Raw genomic sequence first — 13,710 nt, forward strand, 5'->3', positions numbered from 1 at the left:
CGAGCCGCTCGGCTGCCGCCAGCGACGACAGGGGCGCGACCCGGCTCGCGAGCACCGCGGCCGTGAACTTCTCCAGGAACGGCTCATAGAGATCGTCGACGACGATGAACCGCTTGGCGGCGTTGCATGTCTGGCCGGCGTTGTCCAGACGCGCGCTCGCTGCTGCCTCGACGGTGGCGTCGAGGTCGTCGGTGCCGAGCAGGAGGAACGGGTCCGACCCGCCGAGCTCCAGCACGACCTTCTTCAGGTGGCGGCCGGCCAGCTCGGCGACCGCGGAGCCGGCCCGCTCCGAGCCGGTCAGCGAGACCCCGGCGACGCGCCGGTCCCCGATCATCGTCGCCACCTGGTCGTTGGTCGCGTAGACGTTGACGTAGGCACCCTCGGGGAAGCCGGCGTCGCGGAACAGCTGCCCTAGCGCGGCGGCCGACTCCGGGCACTGCGGCGCGTGCTTGAGCAGGATGGTGTTGCCGATCGCCAGGTTCGGGCCGGCGAACCTGGCCACCTGGTAGTAGGGAAAGTTCCACGGCATGATCCCGAGCAGCGTGCCGAACGGGCTGCGGCGGATCAGTGCGGAGCCCTCGCCATCGAGGAGTGGCACCGGCTCGTCGGCCAGCAGGGTTTCGGCGCGCTCGGCGTAGAAGGCGTAGATCGCGGCGGAGAAGTGGACCTCGCCGAGGGCGTCGTCGAGCTTCTTGCCCATCTCGCGCACGATGATGGCGGCGAGCTCGTCGCATCGCTCCTCGTGCAGGCGGCTCACTTCGCGCAGCAGTGCGCTGCGTTCGGCGACCGTCGTGCCCGGCGTCCAGGAGCGGTACGCCGTGCTCGCGGCCGCCAGCGCGGCCTCGATGTCGGCGTCCGTGGCCGTCGGGTAGGTGCGGATGACCTCACCGGTGGCCGGATCGGTGACGGCGTACTCCGTGGAAGCCGTCATGACAGCACCGTCATGACAGCACCTTGGAGAGGAACGCCTTGGTGCGGACATGCTGGGGGTTGCCCAGGACATCGGCCGGCTTCCCGGCCTCGACGATCACGCCGCCGTCCATGAACACCACGGTGTCGCCGACCTCGCGGGCGAAGCCGATCTCGTGGGTCACCACGATCATCGTCATCCCCTCACGGGCCAGGTCCTTCATGACGTCGAGGACCTCGCCCACCAGCTCGGGGTCGAGCGCGGAGGTGGGCTCGTCGAAGAGCATCAGCTTCGGCTTCATCGCCAGCGCGCGGGCGATCGCGACGCGCTGCTGCTGGCCGCCGGACAGCTCGGCGGGGTAGTTGCCGGCGCGCTCGGCGAGGCCGACCCGGTCAAGGAGCTGCAGGGCCTGCTTCCGGGCGGCCGCCTTCGACTCGCCGCGGACCTGGACCGGTGCCTCCATGACGTTCTCCAGAGCGGTCATGTGCGGGAAGAGGTTGAATCGCTGGAAGACCATGCCGATGTCGCGGCGCTGGGCAGCGACCTCGCGCTCGCGCATCTCGTAGAGCTTGTCGCCCTCCTCCCGGTAGCCGATCAGCTTGCCGTCGACCGACAGCCGGCCACCGTCGATGCGCTCGAGGTGGTTGATGCAGCGCAGGAAGGTCGACTTTCCCGAGCCTGAGGGGCCGAGCAGGCAGAAGACCTCGCCGTTCGTCACCTCGAGGTCGATGCCCTTGAGCACCTCGACGTGGCCGAAGGACTTGTGGACGTTCTCGGCCCTGACCATCGTGGTCGTCATCGGTTGGCTCCTTCGGTGGTCGAGCGTCCCGGACGCAGGTTGGCGGACAGCCGCGATGCCCAGCCCGGCCCCGCCGGGCCTCCCTGAGCGGTTCCGCGGGCGAAGCGGTGCTCGAGTCGCGACTGGGCGAAGGTGAGCACGCTGGTCAGCACGAGGTACCAGAAGCAGGCGACCAGGAGCATCTCGAAGGTCGTGAAGTTCTTGCTGCCGTAGAGCTGGGCCTCGGTGAACAGGTCCTGGGCGCCGATGACGGCGACCAGAGAGGTGGTCTTCAGCATCGTGACGACCTCGTTGCCGGTGGGCGGCACGATCACCCGCATCGCCTGGGGGAGCACGATCCGGCGCATCGTCCTGGCGCCGGTCAGGCCGAGTGCGTGCGCCGCCTCGGTCTGCCCCTTGTCCACGGAGAGGATGCCGCCGCGGACGATCTCGGCCATGTACGCCGCCTCGTTCAGCGACAGGGCGAGCAGCGCGGCCCCGAAGGCGCTGATGAGCGTGTTCGTGTCGGCGCTGACCGGCCCGAAGCCGAGGCGCGGGAAGATCAGGCCGAGGTTGAACCACAGCACGATCTGCACCAGCACCGGGGTGCCGCGGAAGAGCCACAGATAGGCCCCGCTGGCCATCCGGAGCACCGGGTTGTGGGACAGCCGCATCACGGCCAGGACGACACCGAGCACCACGCCCAGCACCATCGACAGGACCGTCAGCTGGATCGTCGTGATCCCGCCGCGGAGGATGTTGGAGTTGAAGAGGAACTCGCCGACGACCGGCCACTGGATGCTGTCGTTGGACGCGAACGACCAGACCAGCGACGCCACCAGGGCGGCGACGATCACGGCGGAGATCCACTGGCCGGTCCGGCGTACCGGGATGGCCTTGATCGGGGCGGGACGCACCCGCTCGGGGGACTGTGCGGTCACGGTCATCTCTCGCTTACTCCGTCGCTCCGTTGACGGTGACGGTGTCGACCGCACCGCTCTCGAGCTGGTAGTTGGCCAGGATCTCGTCGTAGGTGCCGTCGGCGATCAGCTTCTCCAACGCTGCCTTGAAGGCGTCGCGCAGCTCGGTGTCCTCCTTGGTGAAGACGATTCCGACCGGGGTCGGGAGCAGGGCCTCGGAGTTGGCGATCTCGAACTGGTTGCCACCACCGATGGTCGACGCGTTGTAGGCGCCGACTGCGTCCTGGGTGAACGACGCGACGTCGCGGCCACTCTGGACCTGCATCAGAGCGTCCTTGTCGCTCGGGAACGAGTCGATCTCGATGGGGTCGTCGGCGCACTCGTCCTCGTTGAACTGGCCCAGCATCTTCTCCTGCGTGGAGGCCTTGAGGACGGCGACCGGCTGCCCGCAGAGGTCGCTGATCTCCTCGATGCCCTCGGGGTTGCCCGCCTTCACCACGATCGACTGGCCGGTGAGGAAGTAGTCGACGAAGTCGTAGACCTCCTCGCGGTCCTTGGTGTCGGTGATCGCGGCCATGACGAGGTCGAAGCGGCCACCGTCGAGTGCGGTGAGCAGGCCGTCGAAAGCGGTATGGGTGAACTCGACCTCGACACCGAGGACCTGGCCGAGCGACCGCGCGAGGTCGGGGTCGAGCCCGACGATCGTCTCGTTGTCGTCGGCGAAGGACTCGAAGGGCGGGTAGAGCGCCTCGGTGCCGATCGTCACCTTCCCGGCCTCCTTGATGTCGGCGGGGAGGCTGTCGTGCAGCTTCTGGTCGACCTCTTGAGAAGCGACCGGCTTGCCGGCAGCGGGGTCGGCGTCGTCGGTGCCTCCGCAGGCGGTCAGCAGGGCGCCGGCAGCGGCCGCGACGGGCAACCAGATCAGCCGGAAGGTGCGGGGGTGGCGGGTCATCGGAACTCCTCGTGATGGGTGCGGCCACGGGCGATGTGGTCTGCGTCACCCCGAGGATGACCCCGGAGTTGCTTTATTGTCAACCCTTGTTTCCTAGGGGTCTCATGGTGTTTCATGGGGGTGCGACGTGGCGATCGTCACGTCCCTCACGCAGGAACCCAGGATCGGAGTCCGAGGCCCATGACCGCCCAGGCCCAGTCGGACGCGGACGGCGTCCGCATCGGCGAGCAGCTCAAGGCAGCCCGCATGGCGCGCCGTAAGACGCTGGCCGAGGTGGCCGACGCGGCCGGCCTCACCAAGGGGTTCCTGTCCAAGATCGAGCGTGACCAGGCCAGTGCCTCGGTCGCCTCGTTGATGCGGCTCTGTGAGACGCTCGACCTGTCGATCGGTGAGCTGTTCAACGCCCCGGCAGGCAACGTCGTACGCCGGGCGGCGTACCCACCGATCAACTTCGGCGGCACCGGGATGACCGAGTACCTCCTGACCCCGAACGGGGAGCGGCGGCTGCAGGCGATCCTCAGCGAGATCGAGCCGGGCGGCGGGAGCGGCAACGAGCCCTACAGCCTGCCCGCCGACGTGGAGTTCGTGTTCGTGGTCTCCGGCCGGCTGGCGGTGACCCTGCGCGAGGAGGAGGTCGTCCTGGAAGCCGGGGACACCCTCACCTTCGCCCCCCACGTGCCGCACACCTTCCGCAGCGCCTCCGAAGACGCGAACACCCAGGTCCTGTGGGTCTTCTCGCCGGCCCTTCCCGACCACAGCTGACCCGCCGCCGACCCCTGGAGACCTCGTGAACGACCAACACCACACCCCCGAAGGCCCTGTCGGCCCCGTCGACGCCTCCCGCGTCCCGCGCTTCGCCGGCATCGCGACCTTCGCCCGGCTCCCGCGACTGGAGGACGTCGGACGTGCGGACGTCGCCGTGATGGGCGTGCCGTTCGACGGCGGCGTCTCCTACCGGCCCGGCGCACGGTTCGCTCCGGCCGCGGTCCGGGAGGCGAGCCGACTGCTGCGGCCCTACCACCCGGGCCTGGATGTCTCTCCGTTCGCGTCCCTCCAGGTCGCCGACGCCGGTGACGTGGCGTGCAACCCGTTCGACATTCCGGAGGCGCTCGAAGCCGTGCAGGCAAGCGCCGGCACCCTGCTGGACGCAGGCTCGAAGATCGTCACCGTGGGCGGCGACCACACGATCGCGCTCCCGCTCCTGCGCGAGATGCACCGCAAGCACGGCCCGGTCGCGCTGCTCCACTTCGACGCCCACCTCGACACCTGGGACACCTACTTCGGTGCCGACTACACCCACGGCACGCCGTTCCGACGCGCATTCGAGGAAGGCCTGCTCGACACGGAGGCTCTCAGCCACGTCGGCATCCGGGGGCCGCTCTACTCCAAGCAGGACCTGACCGACGACGCCCGGATGGGCTTCGGCATCGTCACCTCGATGGACGTGATGAACCAGGGCGTCCCCGCGGTGGTCCAGGCGCTGCGCGAGCGGGTCGGCGACCGCCCGCTCTACATCTCGATCGACATCGACTGCCTCGACCCGGCGCACGCACCAGGCACCGGCACGCCGGAAGCCGGCGGCATGACCAGCCGCGAGCTGCTCGCCATCCTGCGCGGCCTGGACGGCTGCAACCTGATCTCCGCCGACGTCGTCGAGGTCGCTCCGGCCTACGACCACGCGGACATCACCGCCGTCGCCGCTTCCCACGTCGCCTACGAGCTGATCTCGCTGATGGCGCGGCAGGGTGCGCCCGAGCCGGTCCCGGCCGGCGCGGTTCGACAGGGCGCGCACGGATGAGCACCGCCGTACGCCGCGGTGGCGACCTGGTTGCGGAGACCCTCGCCGCGCTCGGCGCGACGACCGTCTTCGGTGAGCCCGGCCAGCACGCCCTGGGCCTGTTCGACGCCCTGTCCCGCAGCAGCCTCCAGTACGCCGGCTTCCGCAACGAGCTGGACGCCGCGTTCGCCGCCGACGGCTATGCCAGGGTCACCGGACGGCCGGCCCCACTCATGCTCTCCACCGGTCCGGGCGCCCTGCAGAGCCTCGCCGCCCTCCAGGAAGCGGCTGCGGCCTCGGTTCCGGTCGTGGTGATCGCGAGCCAGATCCCGTCGGCGGGACTCGGTGCCCGGCGCCGCGGTTTCCTTCACGAGCTGCGCGACCAACGTGCCCTCGTTGCGCAGGTGGTCAAGCACGCCGTGCAGGTGCAGAGGCCGTCCCAGATCAGCAGCGCGCTCCAGGAGGCCTGGGAGGTGGCGCTCAGCGCACCGCACGGGCCGGTCTGGGTCGAGGTGCCCCAGGACGTGTTGCTCGCGACGACCGATCTGCCGCCGGTCGAGCCGGTACCGGCCTCCCCGCGCGTGCTCGCGCCCCGACCCGAGCTGGTCGCGGAGGCGGTGCGGCTGCTCGACGGCGCCGACCGCCCTGTGGTCATCGCCGGCGGCGGTGTGGTCCGCTCCGGCGCCGAGGCGGCGCTGCTGGAGCTTGCCGAGAAGTTGCGTACGCCGGTGGTCACAACCTTCGGAGCCAAGGGCGCCTTCCCGTGGGCCCACCCGCTCTCGCTCCAGTCGTGGCTGGAGGACTGGCACACCACGGAGTTCCTCCAGGACGCCGACGTGCTGCTCGTCGTGGGCAGCGGCCTGGGCGAGCTGTCGAGCAACTACCACTCCTTCCAGCCGCGCGGCAGGGTCATCCAGGTCGAGGCCGACCTCGGCAAGCTCGAGGCCAACCATGCGGCCCTCGGCGTCCACGCCGACGCGCTGCTCACCCTCGAGGCGCTGGCCGGGGCGGTGGCCCCGCGCGAGGCCGACGGCGTCGCGGAGAAAAGGGTCGCCGAGGTGCTCGCGCTGGTGGCCGACCGGCTGGCCGGGCAGGAGCTCGGCCTGGAGCAGCAGGTCCTCCACGCGGTCCGGGCCGCGCTGCCCGACGACGCGCCCAGCTTCTGGGACATGACGATCCTGGCCTACTGGGCCTGGTCGGCCTGGGACGCCCGGACATCGGGCTCGATGCAGTCCGCCCAGGGCGCCGGCGGCCTGGGCTACGGCTTCCCCGCCGCGCTCGGCGCCGCGGTCGCCCGGGCCGGCAGCGGTCCGGTCCTGGCCGTCTCCGGTGACGGCGGCGCGATGTACGGCATCGCCGACCTCGCGACGGCCCGGCAGCTCGACCTCGACGTGACCTGGCTGATCGTCGACGACGGCGGCTACGGGATCCTGCGCGAGTACATGACCGGCGCGTTCGGCGCGGCTTATGCGACCGAGCTGACGCGGCCCGACTTCGTGGCGCTCGCCGAGGCGTTCGGTGTACCCGCGCGCAGCACCACACCCGAGACGCTGCAGCGGGACCTGGCTGAGGCACTGGCTGCGCCGGGCCCGAGTGTCGTCGTACTCCCGGCGCTGCTGCGGATGTTCGCGCCCACCCATCCGGGCTCCGGCTCATGAAGATCGCCGTGCTCCAGACGCGGAGCGCCGACCTGGACGCGCTGCACGAGGCCGCCGGCACGGCGGCGGACCGTGGTGCCCGGCTGCTGATCACGCCTGAGATGTTCACCACCGGCTACAACGTGCCCGACGTGCCGGAGAAGGCGCAGCCGGCGGACGGGCCCTGGTTCGACCGGGTGGCCGAGATCGCCCGGAGCACCGGAGTCGCGATCCTGTACGGCTTTCCCGAGCGCGACGAGGACGAGGTCTTCAACGCGGCCCAGCTGGTCGATCGCGACGGCACGGTGCTGGCCAAGCACCGCAAGGCCCACCTGTTCGGCGACCTCGACACCCGGACGTTCACGCCTGGCGGCGGCGACCTCGCCGTCGCCGACCTCGACGGCGCGCGGGTCGGGATCCTGATCTGCTACGACGTCGAGTTCCCCGAGGCCGTGCGGTCCCTGGCGCTGGCCGGTGCGGACCTGGTCGCGGTCCCCACGGCGCTGATGCGGCCCTACGAGGTCGTGGCGCGCACGGTCGTGCCCGCGCGCGCCTACGAGAACCAGGTGTACCTCGCCTACGCCAACCGCTCCGGTCACGAGGCCGAGCTGGCCTACTGCGGCGAGAGCTGTGTGGTCGGTCCGGACGGGGCCGACCTCGCCCGTGCCGGCTCCGGTGACGAGCTGTTGCTGGCCGAGATCGACGCCACCCGGCTCGCGTCGTCGCGCGCCGTCAACACGCACCTCCGCGACCGTCGCCCGGGGCTGTACGGCGCGCTCACCGAGACCCAGGAGAGCTCACGATGACCTCAGCGGTGCCCAACGCCCCGCAGCACGAAGAGCCGGATGCCCGACCGATCACCATGTTCGGCCCCGACTTCCCCTTCGCATACGACGACTTCGTGAAGAGCCCGCACGGGATCGGCTCGGTCCCCGATGCGGTGCACGGCACCAAGGTGGCTGTGATCGGCGGAGGGTTGTCGGGGATGCTTGCCGCCCGCGAGCTGCTGCGGATGGGCTTCCAGCCGGTGGTCTACGAGGCGGACCAGATCGGCGGCCGGATGCGGTCGGTCCCGTTCGAGGGGCACGACGGGATCGTGGCGGAGATGGGCGCGATGCGCTTCCCGCCCTCGTCGACCACGCTGTTCCACTACCTCGACGAGATGGGTCTGGAGACCGAGGACTTCCCCAACCCGCTGTCCGAGGCCACGTCGAGCACGGTGGTCGACCTCAAAGGGGAGAGCCACTACGCGCGGACCCTTGCCGACCTGCCGGACGTCTACCACCAGGTGGCCGACGCCTGGCTGAAGACGCTCGAGGAGCTTGCCGCACTGGTGCCGTTGCAGGAGGCGGTTCGGCAGCGGGACGTCAGGCGGCTCAAGGAGGTCTGGAACGAGCTGGTCCGCCGCTACGACGACGAGACGTTCTACGGGTTCCTGGCGCGCAGCGTGCCGTTCCAGAGCTTCAGGCTCCGCGAGGTCTTCGGCCAGGTCGGCTTCGGCACCGGCGGCTGGGACACCGACTACCCCAACTCGATCCTCGAGATCCTCCGCGTCGTGGCGACCGCCGCCGACGACCACCACCGCGGGATCGTCGGTGGCTCGCAGCAGCTCCCGCTCAGGCTCTGGTCGCGGCCGGTGGGCGACGCGTCGTACTGGCCGGAGGGCACGTCGGTGCGGAGCCTGCACGCCGGCGGCCGTCCGCGAGGTGCGGTCACCGAGATCCGGCGTACCGAGCCGCACCGGTTCACGATCACCGACGCAGAGGGCAACATCGACACCTACCCGGCCGTGGTCTACACCGCCCAGTCCTGGATGCTGCTGAACAACATCCGCGCGGACGAGCGGCTGCTCCCGATCGACCACTGGACCGCCATCGAGCGGACCCACTACATGGGCTCCAGCAAGGTCTTCGTCCTGGTCGACCGGCCGTTCTGGAAGGACATCGACCCGGGCACCGGCCGCGAGGTCATGAGCATGACGCTCACCGACCGGATGAGCCGCGGCACCTACCTGCTCGACCAGGGCGAGGGGCGGCCTGGTCTGATCTGCCTCAGCTACACCTGGGCCGACGACTCGCTCAAGTTGCTGCCTCTGGATGCGGGGAAGCGGACCGAGATCATGCTGAACTCACTGAAGCAGATCTATCCCGACGTCGACATCCGCTCCCACATCATTGCGACGCCCGCGACGGTGACCTGGGAGGCCGAGCACGCGTTCATGGGTGCGTTCAAGGCAAACCTTCCCGGGCACTACCGCTACCAGGAGAGGCTTTACACGCACTTCATGCAGGACCGCCTCCCGGCCCCGTACCGCGGGCTGTTCCTCGCCGGCGACGACGTGTCGTGGACGGCCGGATGGGCGGAAGGCGCGGTGACCACCGCCCTCAATGCGGTCTGGGGCGTGATGCACCACTTCGGTGGTCGCACCGCGCCGGAGAACCCAGGCCCCGGCGATGTCTTCGACCAGATCGCCCCGCTGCGCCTGGAGGACTGACTCTCGCGGGGTGCTTGAATCGGTCCATGAGCTCGAGTGCGGACCGCGCGGGCACACCTGCCCGCCCCGACGACCTGATCGACGTCGCCAAGCTGGTCACCGCGTACTACGAGGAGCATCCCGACCCCGGACTGGCTGAGCAGCGGGTGAGCTTCGGGACGTCGGGGCACCGGGGCTCGGCGTTCAATGTGGCCTTCAACGAGGACCACATCCTCGCCATCAGCCAGGCGATCTGCGAGTACCGCGCCCTGCAGGGGATCGGCGGGCCGCTCTTCCTCGGCGCCGACACGCACGCGCTCTCCGAGCCTGCGACCGTCTCGGCGCTGGAGGTGTTCGTCGGCAACGACGTCGAGGTCCTCGTGGACTCGCGCGGCGGCTACACGCCGACGCCGGCGGTGTCCCGCGCGATCCTGGTGCACAACGCCCGCCACGGGTTCGCGGGCGCGGCGAGGGCCGACGGCGTCGTGGTCACCCCCTCCCACAACCCACCCGCCGACGGCGGCTTCAAGTACAACCCGCCCGACGGTGGGCCGGCCGGCACCGAGATCACCGGCTGGATCCAGGATCGCGCCAACGAGCTGCTCGCCGAGGGGCTGGCCGGCATCAAGCGGGTGTCCCTGACGGGGGCTGGTGCCCAGGCCGGCACGTTCGACTTCCTCGACGCCTATGTCTCCGCGCTGCCGCAGGTGCTCGACCTCGACGCGATCAGGACGGCCGGCGTGCGGATCGGCGCCGACCCGCTCGGCGGCGCGAGCGTCGGCTACTGGGGCGAGATCGCCGACCGCTTCGGCCTGGACCTGACGGTCGTGAACCCTGACGTGGACAAGACCTTCGGCTTCATGACGCTCGACTGGGACGGCAAGATCCGGATGGACTGCTCGTCGCCGTCCGCCATGGCTTCCCTGCTCCGCCGCCAGCATGACTTCGACGTCGCCACGGGCAACGACACCGACGCCGACCGGCACGGCATCATCACGCCGGACGGGGGGTTGATGAATCCCAACCACTACCTGGCCGTCGCCATCCAGTACCTCTACGCGCACCGGCCGTCATGGTCGCCCGACGCCGCCATCGGCAAGACGCTGGTGAGCTCGTCGATGATCGACCGGGTGGCCGCCGACCTCGGCCGCAGGCTGGTCGAGGTGCCCGTCGGCTTCAAGTGGTTCGTGCCAGGGCTGCTCGACGGCTCGGTCGCCTTCGGGGGCGAGGAGAGCGCAGGGGCGTCCTTCCTCCAGCGCGACGGCTCGGTGTGGACCACTGACAAGGACGGCATCCTGCTGTGCCTGCTGGCCTCGGAGATCATCGCAGTCACCGGGCAGTCGCCGTCGCACCTGTACGCCGGGCTGACCGAGAGGCACGGCGATCCGGCGTACGCCCGCATCGACTCGCCCGCCACCCGCGACCAGAAGGCCCTCTTGGGCAGGTTGTCGCCGACAGACGTGACCGCTTCGTCGCTGGCCGGCGATCCGATCACGGCCACGCTGACCAGTGCCCCCGGCAACGGCGCCGGCATCGGAGGGCTCAAGGTCGTCACCAACGCCGGTTGGTTCGCCGCGCGACCGTCGGGCACCGAGGACGTCTACAAGCTGTATGCCGAGTCGTTCCAGGGACCCGACCACCTAGCCTCGATCCAGGAGCAGGCGCAGGCTATCGTCGCCGCCGCACTGAACCCCTAGAGCAGGCTCGAGTAGAGCTCGACCGTGCGCGCCGCGACCGCGTCCCAGCCGAACTCCTCCACCGCGCGCGCCCGGCCGGCCAGTCCCATGACGCGGGTGCGGTCGCGGTCGGCTGCCAGCGAGTTGATGGCATCTGCGAACCGCTGCTCGAAGCCCTTGGGATCGTCAGAGGTGTAGTCGACGAGCAGCCCCGTCCGACCGTCGTCGACGACCTCAGGGATGCCCCCGACGCGGCTGGCGACCACGGCGGTCTCGCAGGCCATCGCCTCGAGGTTCACGATGCCGAGCGGCTCGTACACCGACGGGCAACAGAACACGAGCGCGTGAGTGAGCACCTGGCGTACGTCGGCCCGAGGCAGCATCTCGCTGACCACGAAGACCCCGTCGCGAGCGGCCATGAGCTCGTCGAACAATCGGTCGGTCTCCGCTTTGAGCTCCGGGGTGTCCGCGGCCCCTGCGAGCAGCACGAGCTGGATCTCCGGATCCATCATCAGGCCCGCCCGGAGCAGGTGCGGCACGCCCTTCTGCCGGGTGATCCGCCCGACGAACGCGACGTAGGGCCGCCCGAGGTCGACACCCAGCCGCTCGAGCACATCGGTCCCCGGGTCGGGCCGATAGAACTCCGCGTCGATGCCGTTGTGGATCACATGCACGCGGTCCGGGTCAAGGACGGGGTACGACGCCAGTACGTCGTCGCGCATGCCACGACTGACCGCGACGACCGCGTCGGCGGCTTCAAAAGCAGTCCGCTCCGCCCAGGAGCTGAGCCGGTAGCCGCCACCGAGCTGTTCGGCCTTCCACGGGCGTTGCGGCTCCAGCGAGTGGGCGGTCACGACGTGCGGCACGTCGTACAGGAGCTTGCTCCAGTGGCCGGCCATGTTGGCGTACCAGGTGTGGCTGTGCACCAGATCGGCCGCGGACGCCGCAGCGGTGATGGCCAGATCTGTCGACAGGATCCGCAGCGCGGCGTTTGCGCCGGGGAGGCGCGGGTCGTCCTCTGAGTGAGCGGTCGCGCCCTCGCGGGGGGCGCCCATGCATTGCACGTCCACGTCGATGAGCTTGCGCATCTCCCGGACGAGGAAGTCGACGTGGACGCCGGCTCCGCCGTACACGTCCGGTGGGTACTCCCGGGTCAGGATCGCCAGCCTCATGCCTGCGAATCTAGTGGCAGGGATGGTCGATGGGCATGCTGCTGCGCGGGGCGTTTCGGCGGGTCGACACCACGCGGCAAGTCGCTAGTGTCGGACCATGACGCGCGTGCTCGGCATCGTCCTGGCCGGAGGGGAAGGCAAGCGGCTGCTGCCGCTCACGGAGGACCGCGCGAAACCGGCGGTGCCGTTCGGTGGCTCCTACCGGCTGATCGACTTCGCGCTGTCCAACCTGGCCAACGCGGCCTACCTCAACATCGCCGTGCTCACGCAGTACAAGTCGCACTCGCTCGACCGGCACATCTCCCAGACCTGGCGGCTGTCGTCGCTGCTGGGCAACTACGTGGCGCCGGTGCCGGCCCAGCAGCGACGTGGGCCCAACTGGTACCTCGGGAGTGCCGACGCGATCTACCAGTCGATGAACCTGATCAACGACGAACGGCCGGAGTACATCGTGGTCTTCGGTGCCGACCACGTCTACCGGATGGATGCCTCGCAGATGGTCGACGCGCACATCGAGACCGGGGCCGGTGTCACGGTGGCGGGCATCCGGGTGCCGCGCAAGGATGCGTGGCAGTTCGGTGTGATCAAGACTTCCGCCGACGGGGTCACGATCGACGATTTCCTGGAGAAGCCGGCCCAGCCGCCGGGACTGGTCGACTCCCCGGAGGAGTCGTTCGCGTCGATGGGCAACTACGTCTTCACTGCCGATGTCCTGGTCGACGCGCTCGAGCGCGACGCGGCCAACCCGAGGTCGCGCAAGGACATGGGCGGCGACATCATCCCGATGCTGGTCGAGGAGCAGAAGGCCTGCGTCTACGACTTCAAGCGAAATGTTGTGCCAGGCTCCACCGACCGCGACCGCGACTACTGGCGCGACGTGGGGACGCTCGACAGCTATCACGAGGCGCACCTCGACCTGGTATCGACGCTGCCGATCTTCAACCTCTACAACACCGAGTGGCCGATCTTCACATCTCACCCGCAACTGCCGGGCGCGAAGTTCGTCTCGGGTGCAAGCGTGCGTGACTCGATCGTCTGTGCCGGCTCGATCGTCTCCGGCGCCAGCGTGGATAGCTCGGTGATCGGCACCCACGCCATGGTTTCCGATGGCGCCGCCGTGCAACGCAGCGTGTTGCTCGACAATGTGACCATCGGACGAGGCGCGGTGATCCGCAATGCGATCATCGACAAGAACGTCGTCGTGCCCGACGGCGCCCTGATCGGCGTCGACCACGCCGAGGACCGACGCCGCGGGTTCACGGTCAGCGACGGTGGGGTCACCGTGCTCGGCAAGGGTCAGGCTGTTCTCCCCTGACGACCTCTACCCTCGGCTGACGATGAGCCCAAGCACGGCGGCAGGAGGACCTGTTTCCCCGTCGCTTCGCCTTGGTTGCTTCGCGGCGGAGTGACTCACT

12 protein-coding genes are annotated in these 13,710 nt (G+C 69.7%); 7 read left to right on the forward strand and 5 right to left on the reverse strand.

Annotated features, from left to right (window positions below; all coding sequences use genetic code 11):
* From D0Z08_RS22415 to D0Z08_RS22430, 4 genes are all read right to left on the reverse strand, one after another.
* On the reverse strand, positions 1-931 hold a 931-nt coding region (locus tag D0Z08_RS22415; protein ID WP_118927507.1), incomplete at its 3' end, for an aldehyde dehydrogenase family protein.
* Between the two features lie 10 nt (positions 932-941).
* Entirely contained in the window at positions 942-1,709 is a 768-nt protein-coding gene (locus tag D0Z08_RS22420) for an amino acid ABC transporter ATP-binding protein (protein ID WP_281271766.1), read from the reverse strand.
* A complete protein-coding gene (locus D0Z08_RS22425; protein ID WP_118927508.1) occupies positions 1,706-2,635 on the reverse strand; it encodes an amino acid ABC transporter permease in 930 nt (309 codons plus the stop codon). Before D0Z08_RS22425 ends, D0Z08_RS22420 begins: the two co-directional genes overlap by 4 nt.
* Before the next feature lie 7 nt (positions 2,636-2,642).
* Positions 2,643-3,560: an ABC transporter substrate-binding protein gene (locus tag D0Z08_RS22430; protein ID WP_118927509.1), complete on the reverse strand. Its 918-nt coding sequence runs from the start codon at positions 3,558-3,560 to the stop codon at positions 2,643-2,645.
* Between the two features lie 180 nt (positions 3,561-3,740).
* On the opposite strand from D0Z08_RS22430, the gene D0Z08_RS22435 reads away from it, so the two are divergent.
* Genes D0Z08_RS22435 through pgm form a run of 6 tightly spaced genes read left to right on the forward strand, consistent with a single transcriptional unit; the run spans position 3,741 to position 11,144 of the window.
* The gene (locus D0Z08_RS22435) at positions 3,741-4,322 is read left to right on the forward strand and encodes a helix-turn-helix domain-containing protein (protein ID WP_118927510.1); all 582 of its coding nucleotides are present in this window, start codon (positions 3,741-3,743) and stop codon (positions 4,320-4,322) included.
* A gap of 25 nt (positions 4,323-4,347) precedes the next feature.
* Complete coding sequence (speB, locus tag D0Z08_RS22440; RefSeq protein WP_118927511.1) at positions 4,348-5,358, forward strand: agmatinase; 1,011 nt, start codon at positions 4,348-4,350, stop codon at positions 5,356-5,358.
* On the forward strand, positions 5,355-6,995 hold the full coding sequence (locus D0Z08_RS22445; RefSeq protein ID WP_118927512.1) for a thiamine pyrophosphate-binding protein: 1,641 nt from the start codon (positions 5,355-5,357) through the stop codon (positions 6,993-6,995). The genes speB and D0Z08_RS22445 overlap by 4 nt, the downstream gene beginning before the upstream one ends.
* Positions 6,992-7,780 carry a carbon-nitrogen hydrolase family protein gene (locus D0Z08_RS22450; RefSeq protein ID WP_118927513.1) on the forward strand — a complete coding sequence of 263 codons (789 nt, stop codon included), beginning with the start codon at positions 6,992-6,994 and terminating at the stop codon, positions 7,778-7,780. Before D0Z08_RS22445 ends, D0Z08_RS22450 begins: the two co-directional genes overlap by 4 nt.
* Complete coding sequence (locus D0Z08_RS22455; RefSeq protein ID WP_118927514.1) at positions 7,777-9,468, forward strand: flavin monoamine oxidase family protein; 1,692 nt, start codon at positions 7,777-7,779, stop codon at positions 9,466-9,468. The genes D0Z08_RS22450 and D0Z08_RS22455 overlap by 4 nt, the downstream gene beginning before the upstream one ends.
* 26 nt (positions 9,469-9,494) lie before the next feature.
* Positions 9,495-11,144, forward strand: coding sequence for a phosphoglucomutase (alpha-D-glucose-1,6-bisphosphate-dependent) (gene pgm / locus D0Z08_RS22460; RefSeq protein ID WP_118927515.1), 1,650 nt, complete (start codon positions 9,495-9,497; stop codon positions 11,142-11,144).
* On the opposite strand, the gene glgA is transcribed toward pgm, so the two are convergent.
* Positions 11,141-12,295 carry a glycogen synthase gene (gene glgA / locus D0Z08_RS22465; RefSeq protein ID WP_118927516.1) on the reverse strand — a complete coding sequence of 385 codons (1,155 nt, stop codon included), beginning with the start codon at positions 12,293-12,295 and terminating at the stop codon, positions 11,141-11,143. The two genes, pgm and glgA, sit on opposite strands and share 4 nt — an antisense overlap.
* 97 nt (positions 12,296-12,392) lie before the next feature.
* On the opposite strand from glgA, the gene glgC reads away from it, so the two are divergent.
* Positions 12,393-13,610, forward strand: a complete 1,218-nt coding sequence (gene glgC, locus D0Z08_RS22470; protein WP_118927517.1) for a glucose-1-phosphate adenylyltransferase — start codon at positions 12,393-12,395, stop codon at positions 13,608-13,610.
* Positions 13,611-13,710: the final 100 nt, after the last annotated feature.

This window comes from Nocardioides immobilis (assembly GCF_003515065.1).
GTDB classification, from domain to species: Bacteria; Actinomycetota; Actinomycetes; order Propionibacteriales; family Nocardioidaceae; genus Nocardioides; species Nocardioides immobilis.

Excerpts from the sequence above, each read along its gene's own strand:
- D0Z08_RS22420 (WP_281271766.1), bottom strand. The coding sequence starts at position 1,709 with ATGACGACCACGATGGTCAGGGCCGAGAACGTCCACAAGTCCTTCGGC.
- D0Z08_RS22425 (WP_118927508.1), bottom strand. The coding sequence starts at position 2,635 with ATGACCGTGACCGCACAGTCCCCCGAGCGGGTGCGTCCCGCCCCGATC.
- D0Z08_RS22430 (WP_118927509.1), bottom strand. The coding sequence starts at position 3,560 with ATGACCCGCCACCCCCGCACCTTCCGGCTGATCTGGTTGCCCGTCGCG.
- D0Z08_RS22435 (WP_118927510.1), top strand. The coding sequence starts at position 3,741 with ATGACCGCCCAGGCCCAGTCGGACGCGGACGGCGTCCGCATCGGCGAG.
- D0Z08_RS22445 (WP_118927512.1), top strand. The coding sequence starts at position 5,355 with ATGAGCACCGCCGTACGCCGCGGTGGCGACCTGGTTGCGGAGACCCTC.
- D0Z08_RS22450 (WP_118927513.1), top strand. The coding sequence starts at position 6,992 with ATGAAGATCGCCGTGCTCCAGACGCGGAGCGCCGACCTGGACGCGCTG.
- D0Z08_RS22455 (WP_118927514.1), top strand. The coding sequence starts at position 7,777 with ATGACCTCAGCGGTGCCCAACGCCCCGCAGCACGAAGAGCCGGATGCC.
- pgm (WP_118927515.1), top strand. The coding sequence starts at position 9,495 with ATGAGCTCGAGTGCGGACCGCGCGGGCACACCTGCCCGCCCCGACGAC.
- glgA (WP_118927516.1), bottom strand. The coding sequence starts at position 12,295 with ATGAGGCTGGCGATCCTGACCCGGGAGTACCCACCGGACGTGTACGGC.
- glgC (WP_118927517.1), top strand. The coding sequence starts at position 12,393 with ATGACGCGCGTGCTCGGCATCGTCCTGGCCGGAGGGGAAGGCAAGCGG.